Source organism: Anabaena azotica SJ-1 (genome assembly GCF_047275885.1).
GTDB lineage: Bacteria > Cyanobacteriota > Cyanobacteriia > Cyanobacteriales > Nostocaceae > Trichormus_B > Trichormus_B azotica_A.
The window spans coordinates 859,343-883,445 of sequence record NZ_CP178454.1; the positions used below are offsets into that span (position 1 = coordinate 859,343).

Annotated in this window: 22 protein-coding genes and 1 pseudogene; 12 read left to right on the plus strand and 11 right to left on the minus strand. The window is 38.5% G+C overall.

The window, feature by feature from the left end:
- Positions 1 to 43 precede the first annotated feature (43 nt).
- The gene (locus ACLLO5_RS03555) at positions 44 to 1,282 is read left to right on the plus strand and encodes an extracellular solute-binding protein (RefSeq protein ID WP_413174106.1); all 1,239 of its coding nucleotides are present in this window, start codon (positions 44 to 46) and stop codon (positions 1,280 to 1,282) included.
- A 99-nt stretch (positions 1,283 to 1,381) separates the two neighbouring features.
- Here ACLLO5_RS03555 and coaE read toward each other — a convergent pair whose 3' ends face one another.
- The 6 genes and pseudogenes from coaE to ACLLO5_RS03585 form a co-directional block, all read right to left on the minus strand.
- Positions 1,382 to 1,969: a dephospho-CoA kinase gene (gene coaE / locus ACLLO5_RS03560; RefSeq protein WP_413174108.1), complete on the minus strand. Its 588-nt coding sequence runs from the start codon at positions 1,967 to 1,969 to the stop codon at positions 1,382 to 1,384.
- Between the two features lie 77 nt (positions 1,970 to 2,046).
- Positions 2,047 to 2,883: a uroporphyrinogen-III synthase gene (locus tag ACLLO5_RS03565; protein ID WP_413174110.1), complete on the minus strand. Its 837-nt coding sequence runs from the start codon at positions 2,881 to 2,883 to the stop codon at positions 2,047 to 2,049.
- A 138-nt stretch (positions 2,884 to 3,021) separates the two neighbouring features.
- A pseudogene (cobA, locus tag ACLLO5_RS03570) lies at positions 3,022 to 3,732 on the minus strand (uroporphyrinogen-III C-methyltransferase); the annotation flags it as partial.
- A gap of 93 nt (positions 3,733 to 3,825) precedes the next feature.
- A complete protein-coding gene (locus ACLLO5_RS03575) occupies positions 3,826 to 4,290 on the minus strand; it encodes a tetratricopeptide repeat protein (RefSeq protein WP_413176007.1) in 465 nt (154 codons plus the stop codon).
- Between the two features lie 4 nt (positions 4,291 to 4,294).
- Positions 4,295 to 5,236: a homogentisate phytyltransferase gene (locus ACLLO5_RS03580; RefSeq protein WP_413174112.1), complete on the minus strand. Its 942-nt coding sequence runs from the start codon at positions 5,234 to 5,236 to the stop codon at positions 4,295 to 4,297.
- 153 nt (positions 5,237 to 5,389) lie between these two features.
- Positions 5,390 to 6,232 (minus strand): methyltransferase domain-containing protein, encoded by an 843-nt coding sequence (locus ACLLO5_RS03585; protein ID WP_413174114.1) that lies wholly within the window; start codon positions 6,230 to 6,232, stop codon positions 5,390 to 5,392.
- 115 nt (positions 6,233 to 6,347) lie between these two features.
- Here ACLLO5_RS03585 and ACLLO5_RS03590 point away from each other — a divergent pair, with 115 nt between their 5' ends.
- The gene (locus ACLLO5_RS03590; RefSeq protein WP_413174115.1) at positions 6,348 to 7,682 is read left to right on the plus strand and encodes a TrkH family potassium uptake protein; all 1,335 of its coding nucleotides are present in this window, start codon (positions 6,348 to 6,350) and stop codon (positions 7,680 to 7,682) included.
- An 82-nt stretch (positions 7,683 to 7,764) separates the two neighbouring features.
- Entirely contained in the window at positions 7,765 to 8,460 is a 696-nt protein-coding gene (locus ACLLO5_RS03595; RefSeq protein ID WP_413174116.1) for a potassium channel family protein, read from the plus strand.
- A gap of 114 nt (positions 8,461 to 8,574) precedes the next feature.
- Here the strand turns inward: ACLLO5_RS03595 and ACLLO5_RS03600 are convergent, their stop codons facing one another.
- Both ACLLO5_RS03600 and queA read right to left on the minus strand, forming a co-directional pair.
- A complete protein-coding gene (locus tag ACLLO5_RS03600) occupies positions 8,575 to 9,687 on the minus strand; it encodes a tetratricopeptide repeat protein (protein ID WP_413174117.1) in 1,113 nt (370 codons plus the stop codon).
- Between the two features lie 96 nt (positions 9,688 to 9,783).
- Positions 9,784 to 10,893, minus strand: coding sequence for a tRNA preQ1(34) S-adenosylmethionine ribosyltransferase-isomerase QueA (gene queA / locus ACLLO5_RS03605; protein ID WP_413174118.1), 1,110 nt, complete (start codon positions 10,891 to 10,893; stop codon positions 9,784 to 9,786).
- 183 nt (positions 10,894 to 11,076) lie between these two features.
- On the opposite strand from queA, the gene ACLLO5_RS03610 reads away from it, so the two are divergent.
- Positions 11,077 to 11,466 (plus strand): hypothetical protein, encoded by a 390-nt coding sequence (locus tag ACLLO5_RS03610; protein WP_413174119.1) that lies wholly within the window; start codon positions 11,077 to 11,079, stop codon positions 11,464 to 11,466.
- 71 nt (positions 11,467 to 11,537) lie between these two features.
- Here ACLLO5_RS03610 and ACLLO5_RS03615 read toward each other — a convergent pair whose 3' ends face one another.
- Positions 11,538 to 12,047, minus strand: coding sequence for a YraN family protein (locus ACLLO5_RS03615; protein ID WP_413174120.1), 510 nt, complete (start codon positions 12,045 to 12,047; stop codon positions 11,538 to 11,540).
- A gap of 24 nt (positions 12,048 to 12,071) precedes the next feature.
- Between ACLLO5_RS03615 and ACLLO5_RS03620 the strand changes: the two genes are divergently transcribed.
- Both ACLLO5_RS03620 and ACLLO5_RS03625 read left to right on the plus strand, forming a co-directional pair.
- Positions 12,072 to 12,575, plus strand: a complete 504-nt coding sequence (locus tag ACLLO5_RS03620) for a pentapeptide repeat-containing protein (protein WP_413174121.1) — start codon at positions 12,072 to 12,074, stop codon at positions 12,573 to 12,575.
- 514 nt (positions 12,576 to 13,089) lie between these two features.
- Positions 13,090 to 13,440: a hypothetical protein gene (locus ACLLO5_RS03625; protein WP_413174122.1), complete on the plus strand. Its 351-nt coding sequence runs from the start codon at positions 13,090 to 13,092 to the stop codon at positions 13,438 to 13,440.
- A 24-nt stretch (positions 13,441 to 13,464) separates the two neighbouring features.
- Here the strand turns inward: ACLLO5_RS03625 and ACLLO5_RS03630 are convergent, their stop codons facing one another.
- Positions 13,465 to 14,451 (minus strand): cyanophycin synthetase, encoded by a 987-nt coding sequence (locus tag ACLLO5_RS03630; RefSeq protein ID WP_413174123.1) that lies wholly within the window; start codon positions 14,449 to 14,451, stop codon positions 13,465 to 13,467.
- 410 nt (positions 14,452 to 14,861) lie between these two features.
- Here ACLLO5_RS03630 and ACLLO5_RS03635 point away from each other — a divergent pair, with 410 nt between their 5' ends.
- From ACLLO5_RS03635 to hetR, 5 genes are all read left to right on the plus strand, one after another.
- Complete coding sequence (locus tag ACLLO5_RS03635) at positions 14,862 to 15,098, plus strand: hypothetical protein (protein ID WP_413174124.1); 237 nt, start codon at positions 14,862 to 14,864, stop codon at positions 15,096 to 15,098.
- 474 nt (positions 15,099 to 15,572) lie between these two features.
- Positions 15,573 to 16,619 carry a zinc-dependent dehydrogenase gene (locus ACLLO5_RS03640; RefSeq protein WP_413174125.1) on the plus strand — a complete coding sequence of 349 codons (1,047 nt, stop codon included), beginning with the start codon at positions 15,573 to 15,575 and terminating at the stop codon, positions 16,617 to 16,619.
- A gap of 197 nt (positions 16,620 to 16,816) precedes the next feature.
- Entirely contained in the window at positions 16,817 to 18,103 is a 1,287-nt protein-coding gene (locus ACLLO5_RS03645; protein WP_413174126.1) for an inorganic phosphate transporter, read from the plus strand.
- 461 nt (positions 18,104 to 18,564) lie between these two features.
- Positions 18,565 to 20,829, plus strand: coding sequence for an EamA family transporter (locus ACLLO5_RS03650; protein WP_413174127.1), 2,265 nt, complete (start codon positions 18,565 to 18,567; stop codon positions 20,827 to 20,829).
- Between the two features lie 431 nt (positions 20,830 to 21,260).
- Positions 21,261 to 22,160, plus strand: a complete 900-nt coding sequence (gene hetR / locus ACLLO5_RS03655; protein WP_413174128.1) for a heterocyst differentiation master regulator HetR — start codon at positions 21,261 to 21,263, stop codon at positions 22,158 to 22,160.
- 222 nt (positions 22,161 to 22,382) lie between these two features.
- Here the strand turns inward: hetR and ACLLO5_RS03660 are convergent, their stop codons facing one another.
- Entirely contained in the window at positions 22,383 to 22,961 is a 579-nt protein-coding gene (locus tag ACLLO5_RS03660) for a hypothetical protein (protein WP_413174129.1), read from the minus strand.
- A gap of 421 nt (positions 22,962 to 23,382) precedes the next feature.
- On the opposite strand from ACLLO5_RS03660, the gene rpsD reads away from it, so the two are divergent.
- The gene (rpsD, locus tag ACLLO5_RS03665; RefSeq protein WP_413174130.1) at positions 23,383 to 23,991 is read left to right on the plus strand and encodes a 30S ribosomal protein S4; all 609 of its coding nucleotides are present in this window, start codon (positions 23,383 to 23,385) and stop codon (positions 23,989 to 23,991) included.
- The last annotated feature ends 112 nt before the right edge of the window (positions 23,992 to 24,103 follow it).

Genomic DNA, 24,103 nt, shown 5'->3' on the forward strand with positions numbered 1-24,103 from the left:
TAATGAGTTCTTGAGAACATCTTGAACTTATTAGCTGTGCGACATGAAAAAACTACAAAATATCCTTTTCTCCTTACTCATCTTCACCCTAACATTTTTAGGACTGACTGCTTTTTCTTTTCCAAACATTGCCTACGCACAAACAACCACAAAAACTACTTTAAAAGTTGCCCTCTTTCCCTATATTCCCGACTCTGCACAGGATCAATATCAAGCACTATTAACTAGAATTGAAAGTGAATTTGAATCTCAAAACTCCAGTATTGACTTAGTATTAAAACCTCTAAACCCTGAAGAAGAAGGATTTTATGACATCAACACTTTAAAACAATGGTTATCTAATTCTACCAGCGAAGATGGTTATCATATAGTAGAGATAGATACTTTATTACTAGGTGATTTGGTCAAAGCAAATGTAGCTAAAGTATGGAATAATCCTGAAAATATCAAAGATTGGTATCCTGCTGGTTTAGATGCCGTTACTGTCAATGGAAACATCTATGGTATCCCACATTTATTATGTGGACACTTTATTTTTTCTCGTAATGATAAAGTAGTCAAAACCAAATCTGTAGAGAAAATTTTGACTATTTTAAACTCCATAACTCCAGATATACCCAATTTAGGAGGGGATTTAACCGGAAGTTGGAATTTGCCAGCTTTGTATTTAGATGCTTGGGCTGATACCTATGGTACAAAAGGAATTAACTCTGCTTTATCACCTAATTTAGATCCATCTGTAATCAAATCTTTCAAAAAATTTGCTCAAAATTGTCAAGTAGGAGATGTTAATCCTTGCTTTGATAAGTATGGTGATATAGATATTGGTGCAGAAGCCTTTATCAATAATCAAGTCGATGCTTTCTTTGGTTATTCAGAAAGACTCAACTATATCTTTAAAAATGGTATAAATCCAGAAATTAAATTATCTTCTTTACCACTGAATGAAGATAGTAATCCTCTACTATTTGCAGATGCTTTGGTTTTACGCAAAGACTGTGATAATGCTTGTCAGAATGCTGCTAATAAGTTCGCAACTTATTTAGATGATCCGAAAACTCAAGAATGGACTTTAAGCAGTAAAGATGCAGGTGAAAATGCCATACCGCGTTATTTAATTCCTGCTACCTATAGTGCATTTAAGACCAAATCGCTGGACAAAGACCCCTATTATAAGACTTTAGAAAAAGTGATCAAAAATGCCGCACCTTATCCTAATTCTGGGTTTCCAGAAATTCGTAAAACATTAAAGCAATTAATTCTTCTAGAGTTACAACCATAACCAAAAATTACCATTTGAAGAAGGCAGAAGATTTCGTTCAGATGAGGATTCAAATCCCACCTGAACGAGAGTCACCAAATTTTCAATATGGTGGGGGTATTAAACCCTTTTCATCACTAAATCTACCTGTTGTAAAAGTGATTCTAAACTAGAGGAATTATCTAAAACAACATCAGCACGTCCAATTTTCTCTGAGATTGGTAACTGACTATTAATTCTAGCTACTGCTTGTTCACTGCTTAAATTATTTCGCTGAATTAATCTCTCTTGTTGCTGTTTTGCTGAACACGATACAACCCAAATTTCACTAACTAGATTTTCTAAACCGGCTTCAAATAAAAGAGGAATAACTAAAACTAGTATGGGTGCAGATGATTTAGTAATTTCTTGGTGAAAACAATTCCTGACATAAGGATGAATCACATTTTCTACCCAATTACGTTCTTCTGGTTGATTAAAAATAATTTCTCCCAACTTGGCACGATTTAAATTACCATCTGGAAGTAAAATGTCTTTGTGGTAACGTTGGGCTATTTGTGCGAGGATAGGTGAACCAGCAGATACTGCATTTCTAGCATAAATATCTGCATCTAAAATTGGTAAATCATAAGCAGTAGCTAAATAATCAGCCACTGTACTTTTACCTGTAGCGATACCACCAGTTAAACCGATTAAACGTTTGGTCATTAGTCATGGTTAATTAGCAAATATTGGAAATAGGGAATAGGTAAAGTATTTTCTCCTCATCTTCCTTATCAACCGCATCACCCCAGTAACCCTTGCGCCCATTGAATGATTGCTTTAGTTAATCCATCTACAGTGTATTCTTCTGCTTCTATATCAACACGACCAAATAAATCATGGCAAGTTTGAGAAGTTTGGGGACCAATGGAAGCAATGCAAGTTTTGCTTAAGTATTGTGTGATTCCTTCTGGAAATTTAGCTGCTGTTAATAGACAGAAAAATTGTACTGTTTTAGAACTAGCAAAGGTGATTAAATCTAAAGTTCCATTTCGCAAAGCTATTTCTGCTGCGAGGGGAATACTCTGAGGACAGCAAGATTCATAAGCAGGAACTTCTATGACTTCTGCACCTCTAGCGGTTAATTCTTTGACTAAAACTTGTCTTCCTCCGCTTTCAACTCTGGGAAATAAAATCTTTTTACCTGCTAGGCTTTCGGGAAAGTTTATTACTAAAGAGTCGGCGATAAAGTGGGGAGGGATAAAATCTGGTTGGATATCGTGTTTTTTAAGACTTTGGGCTGTTTTTTCACCAACAAGAGCAATTTTTAGCTTTTTTAAGGCGCTTTTATTTTTACCTTTGGTTTGGAGCCTGTTAAAAAAGTATTCTACGCCATTGCTGGAAGTAAGAATTAACCAGTCGAAGGTTGATATTTTAGATATTGCTTGATCTAAAGGTTTCCAACTGGAAGGGGGAACAATTTCTAAAGCAGGCATTTCAATTACTGTAGCACCTGCTGCGGCAAGGCGATCGCCAAATTGACTAGATTGTCCGATTGAACGGGTAACTAAGATGGTTTTACCTGCAAGGGGAGTGGTGGGAGGATGGGGTGATTGGGAGATAGAATGATGGCTATGCACGATTTTATAGTTGTAAGAGGAGTAAATAATAGTTTATATTCAATAGTTTATATTTTTTCATGTTATGTACCAATCCTAACTCATTTGCTAGCGATAATATCACCGACTTCTTCTAAGAGTTAGGTATCTGAGATTTTATAGAAATTTCCGTAATCCTACAACTTCACCTATGACAATCACCGCAGGGGAGAGAGATAGACCCCCAGTTTTTTCCAAAATATTACCCAGTTCACCTGTCCAAACTTCTTGATTAGGAGTTCCTGCCCAACGAATAATGGCTATGGGTTTGGAGTGCGATTCTCCATATTTTAGCAGTTGATGGACTATTTCCGCTAGATTTTTTCCCCCCATCAAAATTACTAAAGTTTCTAATCTTGATAGTGCTTCCCAGTCCAAAACATCTGGTTCATGTGCTGTCAGGACAGCAAAACAGCGACTGAGAACGGGGTCTGTCAGGGGTATTCCTGCAAGTAAAGGTGCTGCTAAAGCTGAAGAAATTCCCGGTATAACTTCAAAATCACAACCAGCAGCTTTGAGGGCTTCAATTTCCGAAATACAGCGACCAAAAATAAACGGATCTCCTGATTTAAGTCTAACTACTTGTTTCCCTTCCAGGCAATACTTCACTAATAAATTGTTAATTTCAGCTTGGGAGGTACTGGGTTTACCTCCACGTTTACCAACATCTAATTTTAAACAATCAGGAGGTACACAATTTAATAATTCAGTGTCTACTAAAGCATCATAAACTAATACTTGAGCAGATGCTAAGAGACGATAGGCTTTAACAGTTAAATATGCTACGTCTCCAGGGCCTGCACCGACGAGATAAACTTTATTGTTAGTCATTGGCAAAAGAATTTCAGAAATATGGCTGATGCCAAGCTGTGCTATCAAGAGAATAAGAAGACATTTCCTATTTATTCCCTAGTTAAAAGTTACCTATTTCTTATTCCCTATATCCTGAAGAATTTTATCTATGGTTTCTGCTTTCTGAGGTTGGCGTTGTTTTTGGAATAAATATTTGGCTTTTTGGAGGTTATTTACTGCTTCTTGCTGATTGTTTTGCAGCAGTAAAATATTTGCCAGTCTTAAGTAAGCATCAGGGTTTTTAGGACTACGACTAATTACTTCACTAAATAATTCTTTTGCTTCTTCAGTTTTACCTTGATGGTTTAAAATATCGCCTAATAACAACCGCACTACATCATTAGTAGAGTTAATGGCAATTACTTGGCGAAAAGCTGCTTCTGCGCCAGAATAATCTTTATTTTGACACAGCTTAACGCCTTTTTGGAATAAATTTGCAGTAATTACTGTTTTCCAGGCAAAATAAATGAGAAATCCAATACTAATAGTTACTAAAGAGATAGCAACAATGTTACCAATGGGTGAATTATCTAACATCATTTTAAGCTAAAATACAGGCCATAGGGAAAATTAAGTATTCGATAAAAAAGAGTTTCCAGATAAATTGATAAAATCGAGAAATTGCATTTTTGTCTTCCAAGTCTACCCTTCTACTTTGTCTCCACATCATAATTAGGGCTATTATATGGGTGATAAACAGAAATATAGGGTTAACTTCAGCTAGGCGTAACACACCAACAAAAATCATGCCGATATAGCAAACAGTTAATACCCAAAGGGCAAGATTAAATACTGCTTGTTGACCCAGTTGGAGGGTAAATGTAGTAATATTGTAAAGTTTATCGCCTTCCATATCGGGGATATCTTTAAAGATGGCGATCGCAAATGTAAACACCAAGATAAATACTGTCAAAACCCAAACTGCCGCAGGGATACCTTGGCTTCTTTGAAATAACCAATTAAAATGTAGAAATAACCCTAAATTAACAATACTTCCCCGCACAGAAAAAATACACAATGCTGCCCAAAAGGGAAACTGTTTCAAACGGATAGGTGGTAAAGAATAAGCAGTACCAATTGCCAAACTTATTGCTACCATTCCCAATAAATAGGGACTATTTAGCCATGCTATAACCAAAGCTAAAATCCCTGTGATAATGACAATTAAATTTCCTTGTTCTCTGGTAAATTCCCCTGAAGCTATAGGTAAATGAGGTTTATTAATTTTGTCAATTTCTACATCTTCCAGTTGATTTAAACCAACAATATAAATATTGCCAGATATACAAGCAGCCCAAGTTCCAAGGATTTGCCAAATATGAACGGTAGAAAAATTTGTGGAAGTGACACCAAGGGTTAGCAAATATAAACCCAACACACTTAAACTCGTGCCAATAATCGTATGCGGTCGAGAAAATTTCCAAAAAGCATAAAGCCGACTTCCTGGAAAGATAGGGGAATTTTGTTGAAAAATTTGATTCATTACTCGATTTTAGATTTGATATTTTGGATGATTATTTGTCAGATTTGATCAGCTATGTAAAAAATCACTATTTACATAAATATAAACTCAGCAAAAATGTTCAACTCCTGAACTTCTATTTTCTGTCACCTGTCACCTGTCACCTGTCACCTGTCACTTAGTCCCACACACCAACCCAAAACGAATTAACCCGCGTTCATAACCCCGACGCATCAACCCCAAAGAAAGCGCACCTTGAATTGTACTCCAACCAGAAAACAGTAATCCGAAAAATGCCTGGGGGGTAAAAGCTGAATCAATCACCACATTCCAAAAAGGAGCTACAGCAGTTGACCAATCAGCTGTGCGGATGTTGTTTAATGGTAATTGACGTGCGATCGCTTCATACTCTGGTAACGAAATCACATAAGGTAAACAATAGACCCGATAAATATCGTGCAAATGCTTTTTTTCATCAGGAGTTAGTAGTAACTCATGGGTAGGTCGATGACACCAAGTTACCATAATTAAAGTACCACCAGGCTTTAACACCCGATAACACTCTTGCAAAAACTTCGTTTTATCTGGCATATGTTCACCACTTTCTAGTGACCATACCAAGTCAAAAGAATTATCAGCAAAAGGCATTTCTTGAGCATTAGCCACCAGAAACTGACTTCTTGCTCCCAAATTAGCCTCTAAAGCTCTTTGGTTAGCTCTAGCAGCTTGTACAGGACTCAGTGTAATACCTGTTGATTTGGCATTAAATTTGTCAGCTAAGTACAAAGAACTACCACCAATCCCACAACCCACATCAAGGATATTCTCCGCATCCTTCACGCCTGACCACTTCAGCAGTTCTTCAATTAAATCAATTTGTGCTTGACGACGGTCTTTTTGCTGCTTACCATCTGCACCATAATAACCGTGGTGCATATGTTCTCCCCATATTTGTTCCCACAGACCAGAGGAGGCATCGTAAAATTGTTGAATTTGCTGATAAAGTGTTGTACTCATAAGTCCACCAAATTAGGATCAAGCCAAATTTTAAAAAACATATTGTTAGGCTACCATCTGTGTATTTAATTAGATAAGGCGATTTTACTTCCAGAGGAAGATTTATAAATTACTTATGACTGTTGCTCGCACAATCTGCTTGGGATTTATGGCTGTCATACTGGTAGGAACTATCCTGTTAATGATGCCTTTCTCAACTAGTAATGGTATGTGGAATGACCCCATTGTAGCACTTTTTACTTCTACCTCCGCAGTTTGTGTTACAGGTTTATCAGTAGTTGATCCTGGGACTTATTTTTCCTTTTGGGGTCAACTGTTTATGGTACTATTGGTACAGATTGGTGGTTTAGGATACATGACAACCACCACTTTTTTGATTTTGTTAATTGGCAGAAGATTTGACTTGCAGCAAAAAGTAGCAATTCAACAAGCTTTAGACCGTCCAGGAATGAGTGGTAGTACGCAAATTATTCGTTCAATTATTGCGACAACCATGATTTTTGAAATCACGGGTATCTTTTTATTACTAGTAGTTTTTGTCCCTGAATATGGTTGGAATAAAGGATTGTGGTTAGCAATATTTCATAGCATCAATTCTTTTAATAATGCAGGTTTTAGCCTGTTCAAAGATAATTTAATCGGTTATCAAACTTCTTTGTTAGTGGTGTTCACAGTTACAAGCTTAATCATTTTTGGAGGAATTGGTTATCAGGTAATTTTAGATATGTATCTATGGTTGCGTGATAGATTTTTGAAGAAACCCAATGCTATAGTATTTTCTCTTGATTTTAAAGTGTCAACTAGTACAACTTTGTTGCTTTTAGTGTTGGGAACAGTTGCCTTTCTTTGTATAGAAGTTAGGAATCCTCAAACCTTTGGGAATTTCAATTTGTTTGATCAGTTATTATTAGCTTGGTTTCAATCAGTTACCCCAAGAACTGCTGGATTTAACACCATTGATATTGGGCAAATGACGGATGCTGGTTTATTTATTACGATTGCATTAATGTTTATTGGTGCAAGTCCTGGTGGTACGGGTGGAGGTATAAAAACTACAACGTTGAGGGTTCTCACCAGTTGTACAAAAACAATACTGCAAGGGAAAGAGGAAGTTTTATTGTATGATCGTAAGATAGCGATATCACTGATTTTAAAAGCTGTAGGTGTAGTTTTTGGTTCTCTTGCTACTGTGATTATGGGAACAATTTTAATTAGTCTAACAGACCCAAAATTAGAGTTTATTCAAATTCTTTTTGAAGTGGTATCAGCATTTGCTACTGTAGGCTTATCTACAGGTATAACCGCTGGTGTTTCCACAGCAGCAAAACTAATTTTAATTATCACAATGTATATAGGAAGAGTCGGTATTTTATTATTGATGTCAGCTATATTAGGTGATCCTCGTCCTAGCAGAATTCACTATCCTGAAGAAAATTTGCTTGTTGGTTAATTGGTAATTGGTAATTGGTAATTGGAAAAGACTTTTACCTCTTACCTTCCCTATTCCCTATTTCCTATTCCCTGACAAATTTATGAATCTTTCATCATTAAAATTCTTTCGCAGTTTACGTCATGATAACCACCAATTTGCGGTAATTGGGTTAGGTCGATTTGGCCGTTCTGTTTGTTCCACACTGCATAATTTAGGTTATCAAGTTTTAGCTACAGATGTTGATGAAAAGCTTGTTTCTGAAGCTTTAACTGAGGAAATTGTTAGTCATGCTGTACAACTAGATTCAACTGAACCTGCTGCACTCAAAGAAGCTGGGATTTTTGAGTTTGATACAGTAATTGTGGCAATTGGTAACTATATTCAAGAAAGTATTATCACCACTCTCAATGTTAAAGAAGCCGGTGTACCTCATGTAGTTGCTAAAGCTTCTAGTGAAGTTCACCGTAAATTGTTAAAGCGTGTGGGAGCAGATCATGTGGTTTTTCCAGAGTATGAAGCTGGTTGTGCTTTAGCAAGGACATTGACTAAACCATCAATTTTAGATCGATTTGACCTAGACCCAGATAACAGTATTGTTGAGGTGATTGTTCCTGATGAATTTCACGGTAAAACTGTTGCTGAACTTCAACTTCGTAATCGTTATGGTTTAAATTTGTTGGCAGTAAGTCAGGATGGTAAATTTAAAATTAATCCTGACCCCAGCAAGCGTTTAGAACGAGGTTCGGCAATGGTAGTAATTGGCTGTAATAAAGATATTAATAAGTTGCCAATATAAGAGCGGGGGAGCAGGGGAGCAGGGGAGCGGGGGAGCAGAGGAGAAGAATAAAAAGTACGCTTCTCTATTCCCTACACCCCATACCCTATACCCTACACCCTAAAAAACAGTTACCTACGGCTTTGGTTCAACTGTTTTAGGAACATCAGTCGAATTTTTTTCTGCTTCAGGTGTTTGCATTTCCGGTGTTGGTAGCACTACATCACTGTTATTGGGAGTGGGAGTTGTGGTTTGTGTGGGTTGTGTGGGTTGAGATTTTTTAGGTGTTAAATGTTCGGTGATTTTTTGAATCATTTCGTCAATTTTGGCTGTTTGCTCAGTGTTTCCTTGTTCACCATATTCTTGACGAGCGCGTTTAAATGCTGAATTAGCTGCTTTTAAATCACCTTGATTATATAAAATCACTCCTAAATTGTAGTAGGCTACAGCATTTTTGGAATTTTGACGAATGGCTTGTTGATAAACTTTAATTGCTTCCGCAGATTGATCTTGAAGGACTAACAAAGCACCCAAATTGTTGTAGGCTGCTGTATTTTCAGGATTTAGCTTTACGGTTTGACGATAAGCAGCGATCGCTTGTTCTACTTGACCTTCTTGTTGCAGAGCGATCGCTAAATTAAAGTAAGCATTAGCATTGTTTCCATCTAAATTAATAGCTTGCTGGTAAGCGGCGATCGCTTCTTGTCGCTGTTCTTGTTCGTACAACACTACACCCAAATTATACTGAGCCATCGCCATTTTGGGATTTGCTGCTAATGCTTGCCGATATGCAGCAATTGCCGCTTCTTTCTGTCCCTGTTTTTGCAAAGCCAATCCTAAATTGTAATAAGCATCACCAAAATTGGGAATCAGTCTAATTGCTTCTCCATATTCTTGCACAGCTAAATCTAGGCGATTTTGCTCCATCAAAATATTACCTAAATAATTCCGTGCCAACCCAATATTGCTATCTCTTTGTAAAGCTTGACGAAAGGCATATTCTGCACTTTGTAAGTCTCTGCGGTTATAGCGTGTCACTCCCAATTGGTATAACATAGCTGCATCTAAGTCCTGAGAAACCGCATTCTGCGCCAACAATTTACTACCAGGTAAATTAATTGTCGGTAAAGCCAAAACTAAAAATGTAGAGGAAGCAAACAGAAGGGCTAATCTTCGTACAGAACTTTTGGCAAATGACGTTTTAAATTTACTGTGTAAACACTGATTAAGTTGCAGTTTTTTAGACATAAAAGTAGCCCTGTATTTATCTTTGAGATCCTCACAACATCAGAGTACCCATAACTACATCAAAAATTCACAATTCCTTGACTGAATTTTTAGATATTAGATTTTGGCTTCTGGCAAAATTAACATGGCATCACCAAAGGAATAGAAACGATATTGAGATGCGATCGCTTGTTGATAAATCTTCAATAACCGTTCTCTACCAATTAAGGCACTTACCAGCATCAGCAAACTGGAACGGGGGAGGTGAAAATTAGTGATCAAACCCTCAACTACCTGCCATTGATAGCCAGGATAAATAAATAAATTGACCTTACCCACATAAGGCTGTAAATCCCCAGATTGTGCCGCACCTTCTAAAGCACGAACTACCGTAGTCCCAACGGCAATAATCCTTCCTCCAGCAGCCTTAGTAGCGCGGATTTGCTCTACCGTAGTGGCGCTAACCTCAATCCATTCTTCGTGCATTTGGTGAGTAGTGACATCTTCCACTTCTACAGGACGAAATGTACCTACACCAACGTGCAACGTCAAAAAAGCTTGATTAATGCCGCGATCGCACAATTTTTCTAAAAGTTCTGGTGTAAAATGTAAACCTGCCGTTGGCGCTGCGATCGCTCCCTGTTCCTGAGCATATACAGTTTGATATTGTTCATCAGCTGCCGTAGACGCAGTAATATAAGGAGGCAGAGGTATTTCCCCAAACTTCTCCAAAACTTGCACCAAAGAGATATTCTCTGGTAAATCAAACTTTAACAACCGCCCTCCAGTTGCTTCATCCCTATCCACAACCGTCGCTGTCAGTTCATTACCAGCAGCTAATTTTTGCCCATCAAAAATAATTTGAGTTCCTAACTTGAAGTGCTTTCCCGGTTTCACCAAAGCCAACCAACAGTTATGCTGTCTTTCTTCCAACAGCAACACCTCTACCTCAGCCCCTGTAGACTTGCGACCATACAACCTTGCAGGAATAACTTTAGTGTTATTCATTACCAACAAATCCCCAGGTTTGAGTATTTCTGACAAATCTCGGAAAATATGGTCAAGTGCTGGTTTTTCCTTGCCTGTATTGGGAGAATCTATCACTAATAAACGAGAACTATCTCTAGGAACTGCTGGATTTTGGGCAATCCTTTCAGGTGGAAGTTCATAGTCATACCCAGATAATGTACGGTCTAAATCCACACCTTGATTTTCTAAATTAGACATTTTTTCAAAGGAAATAGGTAATGGTAACAGGGAGACGGGGAAATCAATTAACTATCAACTATCAACTATCGCCAAAATTGGGTAAATCTCCCCATATAAAAACGGGGACTTTTACCCTACCGGGAACTATCCTTTATTGAGGAAGATATAGATGTAGGATTGGATTTGATCCCAAACACCATCATGGAATATTTATATTACCTGGCCAATGCTAGTTTAACTCTCAGGGTCGTTCAACACCTGCACAACAGACCCCAAACACCCGTTTCTTTCATCACCGTAATTCATCAAATTGATGGTTGGGTAGTAAGGATAAAACTGAGAGATCCTGTCTCAACCCAAGAAGATGGTGATTTTCGGGCTTTCTGTAATGAATTAGGAATTAGTTACGAGCCACCCATGCGGGTGCAAATGGCACTTTGGAGTTTGGAAGCAGGACAGTATCCTGTAGACGTAATGCGCCGTTACCAAGTAGCAGTTGTATCTCATGGTAGCCCAGAAAAAGAAGAAATAGAAGCATTCCGACAACAATTTGTCCGGGGCTTGGGCTATTGCCCAGAAACACTGGCTTGAAAATAAGTGACAAGTCACAAAAAACAAAAAGCGTAGCTTGTATAATTTTCATCTTACTAAAAACTGACCAATTAATAATTCAAAATTGGTGCATCAAAAGCTGCTGGAATATAATCTTGCAGCTTAAACTCATATCCCTGTATTGATAAACTCGTCAGGGATTCAGGGGTAATTATCGCCCCATCAAGATTTTTTGACAAGCGTTGACAAAAAACAAAAGCCACATCAAAGCGGCATGGATAATCGGCCTTTTCCGGATACTGAGCTAAAAATATTCCTGCTGTGTGACAAAGCTTTGCTTGCTTTTTGGCAGTAATAGCGTTTCTACCTCCTGCATCCCAATTGCCAGCACTGCGGGTTTTTACCTCTACAAATGCCAGTATTGAGTCCTGATAATTGCCATTTTGATGATTTGTTGTAGCTTTGTTGTTGTCATACTGGGCAACAATATCAATTTCTCCCCACCGGCAAGAAAAGCGACGGTGCAGGATTTCCCAACCGTTAGATTGTAACCATTGGGCTACTAGGTCTTCTCCTATGTCACCAATATCTGGATAATTAGATGGAGGAGGTTTAGACATTTATTAACATCCATTAAAAATATCATGAATACTAAGTATCGCATTTCGTCACTTGTACTCAGTTTATTACTATGGGCAATTATTCCCATTACAGCATTGGTCGGTTTAGCATCAACGGCTTTGGCACTAGAATACAACAAAGAAATTTTGATTGAAGCTGATTTTTCTGGACGTGATTTAACAGACTCCAGTTTTACCAAAGCTAATCTTCGTCAAAGTAATTTCAGTCATGCTAACTTGCGTGGTGTGAGCTTTTTTGCCGCAAATCTAGAATCTGCAAACTTAGAAGGTGCTGATTTGACCAATGCTACCTTGGATTCGGCCCGTCTGATTAGAGCCAATTTAGCCAATGCCGTGTTAGAAGGTGCGTTTGCTATCAATGCTAAATTTGATGGTGCCATAGTTGACGGTGCAGATTTTACTGATGCATTGTTGCGTCAAGATGAGCAAAATAAATTATGCAAACTGGCCAAAGGTACTAATCCTGTAACAGGTAGAGATACGCGGGACACTTTGTTTTGTCCTTAGTGGTTAATCAAGTCATATTCCCATAGTTGTTTGGTTTTGCATTCCCAGGGCAAGGTATAAGGTGTCAAAGAACCTGTAATACTGTTTCACTTTAATTTTGATACAAATAGGCAGCAGGGGGGAAAGAATTAAAAACCAATGATTTGGATCGGGCTTTTTGTGAAATGGTATAACCTTGACCCTTTTTTAATATTAAGGTATGTGAAATGACAACTTATTTTTTAATTGGCAGACATGGCGGATTATTAAAAATTTATTAAAAATAATTGAGACTCCTGAATTAATACTGGAAACTATTTCCTAAGACATCAAATGTTTGAATCTAACTTAGCACTCTCACTCGACAAGTGCTAATTTTTGAAGAAATTTTGCATAATTTTCAAAAGTTGTAATTGAGGTGGTAATTTCACTTTTTTGTAGTTATAGTTGAATATACAGCAATAACATTAATTCGTCATTTTGCGCTTGTGTAGCGCAGCCATATTCACTCGTCTAACTGATTTGGAGGACTGGTATGAAATATGCATTTGACATTGTAGGAGTGTCTCCAGTTTTGTACTTTTTCAATCATCAACAACAGAATTGGCAGAAAAATCAGCCCCAAGGTGTTGAATACTTGGGAACACCAATCTGCACACTAGATGCATTTCTAGAATCTCTGGAATCTGTTTCATCATCTGGAAGTTGGAATTTTGATCAAGTTGTAGACACAGTGATTCAGTTTTGGTTGAACAATGCAGAGAGTGTTCAATATTGGAAAGCCAGATTAAAAGATGCCGGCAAAGATAATGTATTAGTAGCTAGAGTTGCAGATATCAAAGCTTTACAGGCTGAATTTGAATCTTTATTGGGGAAAAATTGGTGAATAAAGTTCATTGACAACTCTGGATTATTCTTTTTCTAATGCTTGCAGAATGAGACGATATAAATTTTCTACTTTTTGTGTTTGCTTGTCTCCAAGAAAAGCATAATGAGCTAAACCAGGGGCGCTGTTAATTTCTAATAGTGTATAATCTACCAATGGTTGAGTAATATCAGTGGTAAGTATATCTACACCTGCTAATCTCAACCCCATATCTTTGGTGATATTAATCGCTAGTTTCTCAAAGTCAGGATGAATAGTATCAGTAAAATCTACTGAATCACCACCACTAGATAGATTGGCATTATCTAAAAGATAAACTACAGTATTGTTGGCAAGTACACTATCACAAGTGAGGTTTTGTTTTTGTAATTTTTGCAGAATGCGGAAATCTTCTACATCAATTAATATTTTTTCTCTAGTTTTTAACAATTGTTCGCGTTTTGTTAGAAGTAATTGTAAGATTGTTGATTTACCATCACCAGTTACAGATAAAGGAATTCTTTGATAGGCAGCTATGACTTGATTGTCAAGAGCTAAAATTCTAAAGTCATTACCGCTATAAAATCTTTCTACTATTAATCCTGGATGAATATTAAATATTTTTTCAGCTACTTCATAATATTCGGATTTGTCATATACTTTCGTCACTAAGATTCCTAAACTGAGATTTAACGGTTTAACAATTACAGGTAATCCTAATTCCTGAGCATAATCCCAACCATCATAGATATTTCTAGGGTTGGGTATTTTGGCACAAATTTTTTCATTAAAAAATGTTTTCCCCTCTGTAACTCGATAACCAAGCTGGTGTAAAAAATAATTAGAGAAGCCTTTATCCTGAGCTAAATGGGAAGAACCAAAACCATTAATATTGAGTCTAGTATTATTAAAAACGGTTTTTTTTCCGTTTTTAAAGGTAATGTGTCCAATTAGTTCAGCTTCAGGTTCTATTAAAACAGTAGCACCCATTTCTGAGGCTACTTTTTTTAAAATTGCTGTAGTTAATCTCATTGATATAGCAATCCTAGATAATTTTGATAGCTTGCGTAGCGTAGTCACACTTATTCGTATATGTAGCAGAAAACAGTAACATATTTTTTTATATATGATTGATAATTCCTATATCTATTCCCCAATGTATATGCAAGTATGATATAACTATCTTATCAGAACAGGTGTTATTTTATTTACACTTAAATTATAGCTGTTTTGATTAACTAAGTTGGTGTATACTGACCATCCTGTAAAATCTATTTATCTCAGTTTTCTTGCCTAGTAAAAACTATCGTGTTGCACTAAGTATTGACAATTCAAAAATTATGTAATAACAAGGTGGCATCGTCAATTAAAGGCGCTAGTGCTATCCCCCCTTAGAGACCGCACTAACGCCATTCACTCAAATTCATACGGATAATATAATCATGCCACAAAACACAGATTTCAAAGATACCAAACCAGAAAATAAAGCGGTTTCTTACAAAAATCGCTTGAATGGGTGGGCTATAGCTCGTGTGCTTGCGGATAAGGAGCGTGTGGTTGTTGCCAGATTCCGTAGTCGGTCAGATGCAGACGGTTATATTCAGCACTTACAGCAAATGGTACCTGCTGGTTCTTTTGAAATTTTCTTTGATTCTCAACGGGAAGAAGCGGCTATTTAACGCTATGGAGGAAGTCCCCATGCTCAATGTACTCATAGCATGGGGATCTATCTGAATAAGCGGTTACGCACCTAAATTGGATAATCCTATAAATAGTTAAATCTTGTGGGGTACGCATATTGCCCGCCAGACTTATACAAATTAAATGCACAGCAGCTTATTTCGTGAGAATCCCAGACCAGTATAATCATTTATTGCAGGGCTATTTCATTCTAAAATCTGACATTTTATGTATTTACGAGAATGCGTCATTTGAGGCTTCAGGGATTCTATCTCACGACGGCTGAAAACACCTAAATTCGTTGATTAAATCTAGAATGAAATAACCCTGAGTGTATTAGGATGAAATTCATAACTTACCATTATCAAGAGTTGGCTGAGGTCGTTATCAGAAATAATAAAAAAACTACCTCCATCACCTAAAGTTCACCACAAAATGCTAAATCTAGTAACGTTGAATAATAAAAAACCAACGTGAAAGCACAAGTATTTAGAGGCGTAAATCTATTATCCTACGAAGAAATCCCAGTTCCTACCCTAGAAGCAGATGAAGTGCTAGTACAGGTGAGGGTTGTGGGTTTGTGTCAGTCAGATATTAAAAAAATTCGTTATCCTTTGTATGAACCACCACGCATATTTGGACACGAAACTGCTGGAACGATCGCATCTGTAGGTGCTAATGTGAAGGGGTGGACAGTAGGACAACGGGTAGCTGTGATGCACCATATACCATGTATGCGTTGCGGTTATTGTCTGAATGATAATTTCTCCATGTGCGATGTTTATAAAAATATCTCCACTACCGCAGGTTTTAACGCCAGTGGAGGCGGTTTTGCAGAGTATGTGAAAGTACCAGGCCATATTGTGCAGAATGGTGGCTTAATTCCCATCCCGGATGATATCAGTTTTGAAGAAGCGAGTTTTGTTGAACCAACTAATTGCTGTTTAAAAGCCGTTAAAAAAGCTCAAATTGCACCAGGACAAACTGTGTTAGTGACTGGTGCCGGTCCCATTGGGTTAATGTTTATTATGTTGGTGAAGTATTTTGGAGGGAGAGCGATCGCCACTGACCTCTTACCATCTAGAATTGAAAAAGCTTTAAATGTGGGAGCAGAAGCGGCTTTTGATGCTCGTGATCCTGATTTACCCGCAAAAATTCAAGCTTTAACTGGAGGAATGGGTGTTGATGTCACCTTGTTAGCAGTACCCAGTGATAAAGCCTTCTTCCAAGCATTAGACTGTACCCGCAAAGGTGGAAAAATTCTTTTTTTCGCAGAATTTCCCGATGAATTAGAAATTCCCATCAACCCTAATATTCTTTATCGTCGAGAAATTGACTTAATGGGTAGTTATAGCTCATCCTACCGTTTACAAAATCTATCTGCGGATATAGTCTTTAATCGCCGCATTGATGTGAAAGCCTTAATTAGCGATCGCTATCCCCTACAAGATTTATCACAAGCCGTAAACCAAGCGATCGCACCCACACCAGAAACGTATAAAATTTTGATTTATCCGTAAATTGGGGACTGGGGACTAGGGACTGGGAAAAGATTTTAGGTGAATCCTCTTCATTCTAAAATCCTGTAAATCCTTAAATTCTGGACATCCTAATTCAGACAAACAAAATCCTGACTTTTGACTTTTGACTTTTGACTTCCCGAAGGGTGTCCTGAACATCCTGATATGGCTACGCCACGCTACGCTATCAGACAATTATGATAATCATCGCTTTCTTAGCCTTCTACGTCGCTTTTAACCTGGGAGCAAATGACGTAGCTAACGCCATGGGAACATCCGTGGGTTCTAAAGCTGTCACCCTCAAACAAGCAATCATTATTGCAGGAATCTTAGAATTTACAGGTGCAGTCTTATTTGGACATGGAGTAACAGAAACACTAGGAACGAAAATAGCCAACCCCGACTTATTCATCGCTACACCCCAAACCCTAGCTTTCGGGATGGTAACTGTACTTATCTCAGCCGGAGTATGGCTGCAAATCGCCACATCATTGGCTTTACCAGTCTCATCATCTCATGCAGTAGTCGGTGCGATCGCAGGTTTTACTTGGATAGCATTAGGCATAAAAGCAATAGATTGGTCATCCATAGGTTTAATTACCATCGGTTGGATATTAACACCTATAATCAGCGGTATAATTGCCGCTTTTTTTTACAGTCTCATCCAAAGTTGGATTTTAACCCAACCTAATCCCGTATTACAGTTAAAAGAATGGATTCCTTGGTTAAGCACAATCTTACTGAGTATATTTGGTGTAATCGTCCTACCATCCTTAACTCAACCGCTAACAGACTTCTTAATTGAGAAAGTCGGATTAGATATACCTGTTCACGACATCCCCATCTTCACAGGTGCAGCAGCAGCAATTGGACTGACAATCTATAGCTGGCGACAATTAGAGAAAACCGAAAAACACAAAGAAGCCATTCTCTCCTCTGCACCCCTGCACCCCTATTCCCCTACATCTGCTATTGAATACGTATTCGGACGCTTTCAACTCCTCAGCGCCTGTTTTGTCGCCTTTGCACATGGTTCAAATGATGTCGGTAATGCGATCGCACCCCTAGCTGTAATTTCCTACATCAATCAAACACATAACGTCCCCAACAACGGAATCACCATTCCCTTATGGATTATGATTCTTGGAGGTGCCGGCATAGTCGCAGGATTAGCAATATGGGGCAAAAAAGTTATAGCCACCATCGGCGAAAATATTATCTCCCTACAACCTAGTAGTGGATTCTGTGCCGAACTAGCCACCGCCACCACAATCTTACTGGCTTCCCGATTGGGTCTACCTGTATCCACCTCTCATGCGCTTGTTGGTGGTGTAGTAGGCATTGGACTGGTGCAAAACCTCAAATCCATCAAATTTCAAACACTCCAAGGAATAGCCGCAGCCTGGGTAATTACAGTCCCAATCAGTGCTGTAATCAGCGCCGCAATATTCAGTATTATCCGGATCATATTAAATTTAAAATGAAATCTATTGAGATTCTTGCCTAGCAGTTCTCATCATGAATGCAATACATTCGCCGTTTACAACCTAAGTAAGATTACTGTTTCATCCTAAAAATTTCGGTGCTTTACCCCTACATTCAATCCGAATTCAACCCAATCACAAACTACTATATTCTGCAAATATTCCCAAAACTAAAGCCTATTTTTGCAGAATTGTTAGTCATTTATTAGAATATTGTCCAGGAGATAGTATTATCTTCTATTTTTCCCAGAACAATACTTTAATTCCTCAGAGCAACGGAAACTGTCACGCAATTTACACTTCGCACAAATTTTGGTTTTTAACAACCTACCAATCTGCAAGGCTTTGAAACAGTGAACAGCGAACAGTGAACAGCAAACAGTGAACAGTGAAAGTTATCAGACTGATAACTGACAACTGGTATCTGAATTTATCGTCAAGGTGTTAGAGGTTAGAAACTAATGGGGCGATTTGAAAAGCGACCAGACAACCCACGAATCAGAGGCGACCTATCTAGAGCAGCTGAAAATGCCCTCTGGGATATAGTTGAAGACCTAGAAAATCTGCAACAGAATGTTCTCAAGTCTTTGCAAGACGATGTAAAGCGTCTAGAAGCGGAAAAAACTCGTTTAGCTAATGATATCCAAAGACTAATAGAGGAAAAAGAAAAGTTACAACAGGCTCGACAAATCACCGAACAACAAGTTCTCATCCGTCAGCTAGCGGAAGTTTTAGCAAAGCACATATCTTCCCAATTACAATCTTCACTGAAAACATTAGCTACCCAATCAATTGTAGTTGATCCTTCTGAACGTGCCGCGCTCAGATCTGCTGAAGTCAACTCTACAGTAGCTAGTGAGATCAATGAAAATGTCAGCCAAATGCTGGACAATCTCGATGATACTGTCACCATTGCTTTTAGCTCACTGCAACAAGAACTCAAAAATTATCAGAGTCATCTTTCCCAGCAGCTATCACGAATGTATGACCAACAGCAGCAAGGGGAAGAGATTTTAGCAGAATTTGTGAATCGCCTCCAAGGGGAACTAGAGAAGACTAGAGAAACCACTCCTCTCAAAGTGGTAACAGGCGGTGCGCCAACCGTTTTACAACTAACGGATCCTCACAAAAATGGGTTTTTGGAAAAATCGCCAGAACGAATTATTGCTGAACCAATTTCCTTGGTGACTCAGGAATTACCAAAAAATGAAAATTCAGCAATCGACGCTGTGATTACATTTCCACTCCCCCAGGAAAATAAGCCATCGGAATCAACTTCTGTTATCACTCCTGATTTGTCAGCACCACAATTAACCACAGAATCACCAACTCAAAAAAACATATCAGAATCAACTTCTGTTATCACTCCTGATTCTTCAGCACCACAATTAACCACAGAATCACCAACTCAAAAAAACATATCAGAATCAACTTCTGTTATCACTCCTGATTCTTCAGCACCACAATTAACCACAGAATCATCAACTCAAAAAAACATATCAGAATCAACTTCTGTTATCACTCCTGATTCTTCAGCACCACAATTAACCACAGAATCACCAACTCAATCCAAAACACCTGAGCCAATATCTGTTCTTTCTCCTGATTCCTCAGCAAAACAATCAACTAAATACCAACCCCCACTAACACCCAACTGGCAAACAACACCCCGACGACAAAGAACCCAGAATTCTCCAAACTGGTCGCCAATTCAGATAGGTTTTCTGTTGGTTGCATCCTCAACAGTGATGTCATCCCTTTATAACGTAGCTGTGAAGGCGCTTTTTAATGAAGGTTCTGATTTGCTCGGAAATTTTGAAACCCAGCAATTAATATCACCAACATTGGGGAATATTTTCTTAATTTTAATGCTCCGGTTATTGGTGGTTGTGCCATTGATGTTACTTTTGGCTCCCATCTTACATCCCCCAGTTTGGCAAGACATAAAAAATTTATTTGATTCAGTGAGTAGAAATGCTGCTCCCAATAGTGACAAAACAAAACAAGTTTTATTGTTATCAGTTGTGAGTGGGGGATTTTTATTTTTCTCACAGGTACTGATTTACATTGCTATCGGTAAAGTGACAACAGGAATTGCGATCGCACTGTTCTTTATCTATCCCATGATTACTGGACTCCTATCATGGTTTCTCTTTCGTGAGCGTCCTAATTTATTCAGTTCTGGTGCGATTTCCAGCATCTTTTTTGGTCAATTATTAATCTTGGGTAGTTATTCAACTGGTACGAGTAATACCTCTTTAGGAATTATTTCTGGAATTATGTCCGGAATAGCATTTGCTATTTACGTAATTTTTACTAGGTTATGCGCTCCGAAACTGCATCCAGTTTCATTTGCTTTAATTAACTTTGCCACCATGTTGCTATTAAGCTTCATCTGTTTATTAGTACCATTACCAAGCGATTGGAGTTTAGCCATTAGATCATCCAATTTACTGGAAGTGATTTTAAGTGCTTTTATGTTGGGTGTTCTCACTCTTTGTGGATATTTATTTAACAACTTTGGAATTCGCAAATTAGGTGGACCACGCTCGGCTATAATTGGTGCTGTTGTTCCAGTGTTAACAGTGATTTTTGCTGGATTAATGATTCAGGAAAAACTGGATCTCATTCAAATCTTGGGAGTTCTATTGGTAACTGGTGGTGCCGTTGCTGTCAGCTTTGAAAAAATGCGAACTCAATCGCCATCCTCTAGCTCCAAGAATTAAAAGATGCAGAAACATGAAACTACATATTTTGAGAGAAAATTAACTTTTGAATTCAAGTAATTTTCATATTTCTAAATCTAGATAAATTAGGTGCTAGACTAGGATTAGCTTTTATGAATGAACAGCATTGCAGCTAAAAGTTCAGTTGGCAAAAAAAGCAAATTAAATGAGCGAAAGCTGATCACGAAATAGCTGCATTAATTAAATTAAATTTGATGTAGCGCAATGCCATGATTTTGTGGTGATCTAAGTCACCTTTGCTGTCAAAATTAACGATTTACACCCTAATATCATCAAAACCATAGCCAATTTATGGTGAAAGCATGACAAATCTTCATTTCAGGTGAAGACAGAAATTGCAATTGGGTGTATAATGGGTAGTTTAATTTGAATATCACTCTTGTAAACGTGCCATTCATCTGTCTGTGAATATGAGTAACGACATAGATCTGATCAAACGTCTGGGTCCGAGTGCGATGGATCAGATCATGCTTTATCTAGCTTTCAGTGCCATGCGTACAAGTGGACACAGGCATGGAGCATTTTTAGATGCAGCCGCAACAGCAGCTAAGTGTGCAATTTATATGACCTATCTGGAGCAGGGACAAAACCTGCGAATGACAGGACATTTGCACCACCTTGAGCCAAAGCGAGTAAAAATCATAGTCGAAGAAGTAAGACAAGCTCTGACTGAAGGTAAATTGCTAAAAATGCTGGGTTCCCAAGAACCCCGCTATTTGATACAACTGCCATACCTATGGATGGAAAAATATCCTTGGCAGCCAGGAAGGTCTCGTGTTCCTGGTACAAGCTTAACAAGCGAAGAGAAAAAGCAAATTGAGCGCAAGTTGCCCAAAAACTTACCAGATGCTCAGTTAGTCACTTCCTTTGAGTTTTTGGAGTTGATTGAGTTTCTCCACAAGCGATCGCAAGAGGAGTTACCACCTCACCACCAAATGCCCCTCAGTGAAGCCTTAGCAGAACATATCAAGCGTCGTTTGCTTTACTCCGGTACAGTTACACGCATTGATTCACCTTGGGGAATGCCCTTCTATGCCCTGACTCGTCCTTTTTACGCCCCAGCAGACGACCAAGAGCGTACCTACACAATGGTGGAAGATACTGCTCGCTATTTTCGTATGATGAAAGATTGGGCGGAAAGAAAAGCCAATTCTATGCGTGCTGTGGAAGAATTGGACATCCCCGTTGAACAAATGCAAGAGGCCATGGAAGAATTAGATGAAATCATCCGTGCTTGGGCAGATAAATATCACCAAGATGGAGGTGTCCCTATGGTCTTACAAATGGTGTTTGGTAATCAAGACCAGTAATATGACACAAATTTGATATGTGTAGAAAGCAAAGTTCTCACATGATCTATTCAGTAGTCAGAGAAAGTAAATTCGAGAGGGTTAAAGCCGAAACCTTATTTTATCTGCTCCTCAAACTTGCCTTAACCCCATCATCTTTGGTTTGAAAGACTAGTAGGGTGGAAGAAAGTTTCCCAACCCTACAATTATGCGACTCACTGCTAACTTTAAAGCGTTACCAATTTACTTAATGCTAGGATCTGATGGCATGGGAACAGTCTCAAAACGAGGCATAGAACCCGGTGGTGTTGTCATTCCAGTTCCAATGCCACTAGACCGATCACTGGCATCTATACAAGTATCTAAAGCCTGAATTGAAGTCATCTTAATTTCTTTACCCAAGCCAACTACACACTGAGCAAAAGTCACGGGTAATAAACTACGTCCACAGTAGCTTAAAGTAGCTTGATTAATTTCCTCCTTAGTGCTTTTGCTAATACCCACTACACAGGTAGCTAAATCTTCAGGACGACGGGCTTGACCACAGGAATAAAGGGCATCTGTAGGGTTAATCTGTGTCTGTTTTTTAATTTGAGCCACACAGGTAGATAACTCTCTGGGTCGCATTGCGGTGGCACAACCTTGAGATGCTGCTTCTGTTGTGACTCCTACACTCAATAATTGCGCTGCACAGGCACGGTAATCGTTTCTATAAGAATCTATAACAGCGTGGCTCGGTAGAACATTTGTCAACAATCCAGCTATAACTACAACTGGAACAGTGAAAATTCTGCTGCTAATTTGTTTTTGGCTTTTTATCATTGCTATTCTCCGTTATTCTCCAAACACCCAAGGCTATGCTAACTTAGAATTTTCTTAACCTGTTCTACAATTCAGGAATTTTTGCCTTCTGAAATTGATAACTAAACCTCAGTCAACAATAATGTTCTTAGTGATCAGATTGTGCTGATTTTTCTCTCCTTGTGTATAATTATCAAGCACCCATCAAAAATGCGGAATTTACAGCAAAACTCAGGAGTCAGGAGTAAAATACACTTGATACTTGATAGCGCAGCTTGGCTTAAGCCATTTTTTGATGGAAATTTTGGGCTTCATTTGCCTGCAATCTGCTGTATATCTGTTCACAGATCATTTTATTGATAATCCTCTAGCTAATTACAGCAAGGAATGTCATAATTAAAAATTTGGGTAAAGTTTAAACAGGATTAAATTAAGGAAACTCATGTCCCGATATAGAGGGCCTCGCCTCAGAATTGTCCGCCGCTTGGGCGAATTACCAGGCTTAACTCGAAAAAGTGCTAGACGCGCCTATGCACCAGGACAACATGGTCAGAACCGCAAAAAACGTTCTGAGTATGCTATCCGTCTAGAAGAAAAGCAAAAACTCCGCTTGAACTACGGGTTAACAGAAAAACAAATGCTGCGCTACGTTCGTAAAGCTAGGCGTGTAACCGGCTCTACTGGACAAGTTTTGCTGCAATTGCTGGAAATGCGCTTAGATAATACAGTTTTTCGCATGGGTATGGCTCCCACCATTCCCGCAGCACGTCAACTAGTAAATCATGGTCACGTCACCGTTAATGGTCGTGTAGTGAATATTGCTAGTTATCAGTGCCGTCCTGGAGAAGAAATTGCTGTTAGGGATAATCAAGCATCCAAGAAATTGGTTGAAGCTAACTTGCAATATCCCGGTTTAGCCAACCTCCCCAATCACTTAGAATTTGATAAAAATAAATTAACTGGCAAAGTTAATAGTGTGATTGAAAGAGAATGGGTAGCACTACAAGTGAATGAACTGCTTGTGGTGGAATATTACTCACGTCAAGCGTAATAGTCAGGAGTCAGGAGTCAGGAGTCAGGAGTCAGGAGTCAGAAGGCAATAGTTTATTATCTCTTCCTGTTCCCTGTTCCCTGTTCCCTGTTCCCTGTTCCCTATTCCTAAT

What these genes read in the sequence shown, in the direction of transcription:
- ACLLO5_RS03585 (WP_413174114.1), bottom strand. Translation starts at nt 6,232, where the DNA reads ATGAGTACAACACTTTATCAGCAAATTCAACAATTTTACGATGCCTCC.
- ACLLO5_RS03660 (WP_413174129.1), bottom strand. Translation starts at nt 22,961, where the DNA reads ATGATAAAAAGCCAAAAACAAATTAGCAGCAGAATTTTCACTGTTCCA.
- ACLLO5_RS03580 (WP_413174112.1), bottom strand. Translation starts at nt 5,236, where the DNA reads ATGAATCAAATTTTTCAACAAAATTCCCCTATCTTTCCAGGAAGTCGG.
- queA (WP_413174118.1), bottom strand. Translation starts at nt 10,893, where the DNA reads ATGTCTAATTTAGAAAATCAAGGTGTGGATTTAGACCGTACATTATCT.
- ACLLO5_RS03615 (WP_413174120.1), bottom strand. Translation starts at nt 12,047, where the DNA reads ATGTCTAAACCTCCTCCATCTAATTATCCAGATATTGGTGACATAGGA.
- ACLLO5_RS03590 (WP_413174115.1), top strand. Translation starts at nt 6,348, where the DNA reads ATGACTGTTGCTCGCACAATCTGCTTGGGATTTATGGCTGTCATACTG.
- rpsD (WP_413174130.1), top strand. Translation starts at nt 23,383, where the DNA reads ATGTCCCGATATAGAGGGCCTCGCCTCAGAATTGTCCGCCGCTTGGGC.
- ACLLO5_RS03575 (WP_413176007.1), bottom strand. Translation starts at nt 4,290, where the DNA reads ATGTTAGATAATTCACCCATTGGTAACATTGTTGCTATCTCTTTAGTA.
- ACLLO5_RS03555 (WP_413174106.1), top strand. Translation starts at nt 44, where the DNA reads ATGAAAAAACTACAAAATATCCTTTTCTCCTTACTCATCTTCACCCTA.
- hetR (WP_413174128.1), top strand. Translation starts at nt 21,261, where the DNA reads ATGAGTAACGACATAGATCTGATCAAACGTCTGGGTCCGAGTGCGATG.
- ACLLO5_RS03630 (WP_413174123.1), bottom strand. Translation starts at nt 14,451, where the DNA reads ATGAGATTAACTACAGCAATTTTAAAAAAAGTAGCCTCAGAAATGGGT.
- ACLLO5_RS03650 (WP_413174127.1), top strand. Translation starts at nt 18,565, where the DNA reads ATGGGGCGATTTGAAAAGCGACCAGACAACCCACGAATCAGAGGCGAC.
- ACLLO5_RS03595 (WP_413174116.1), top strand. Translation starts at nt 7,765, where the DNA reads ATGAATCTTTCATCATTAAAATTCTTTCGCAGTTTACGTCATGATAAC.
- ACLLO5_RS03600 (WP_413174117.1), bottom strand. Translation starts at nt 9,687, where the DNA reads ATGTCTAAAAAACTGCAACTTAATCAGTGTTTACACAGTAAATTTAAA.
- coaE (WP_413174108.1), bottom strand. Translation starts at nt 1,969, where the DNA reads ATGACCAAACGTTTAATCGGTTTAACTGGTGGTATCGCTACAGGTAAA.
- ACLLO5_RS03635 (WP_413174124.1), top strand. Translation starts at nt 14,862, where the DNA reads ATGCCACAAAACACAGATTTCAAAGATACCAAACCAGAAAATAAAGCG.
- ACLLO5_RS03620 (WP_413174121.1), top strand. Translation starts at nt 12,072, where the DNA reads ATGAATACTAAGTATCGCATTTCGTCACTTGTACTCAGTTTATTACTA.
- ACLLO5_RS03625 (WP_413174122.1), top strand. Translation starts at nt 13,090, where the DNA reads ATGAAATATGCATTTGACATTGTAGGAGTGTCTCCAGTTTTGTACTTT.
- ACLLO5_RS03645 (WP_413174126.1), top strand. Translation starts at nt 16,817, where the DNA reads ATGATAATCATCGCTTTCTTAGCCTTCTACGTCGCTTTTAACCTGGGA.
- ACLLO5_RS03610 (WP_413174119.1), top strand. Translation starts at nt 11,077, where the DNA reads ATGGAATATTTATATTACCTGGCCAATGCTAGTTTAACTCTCAGGGTC.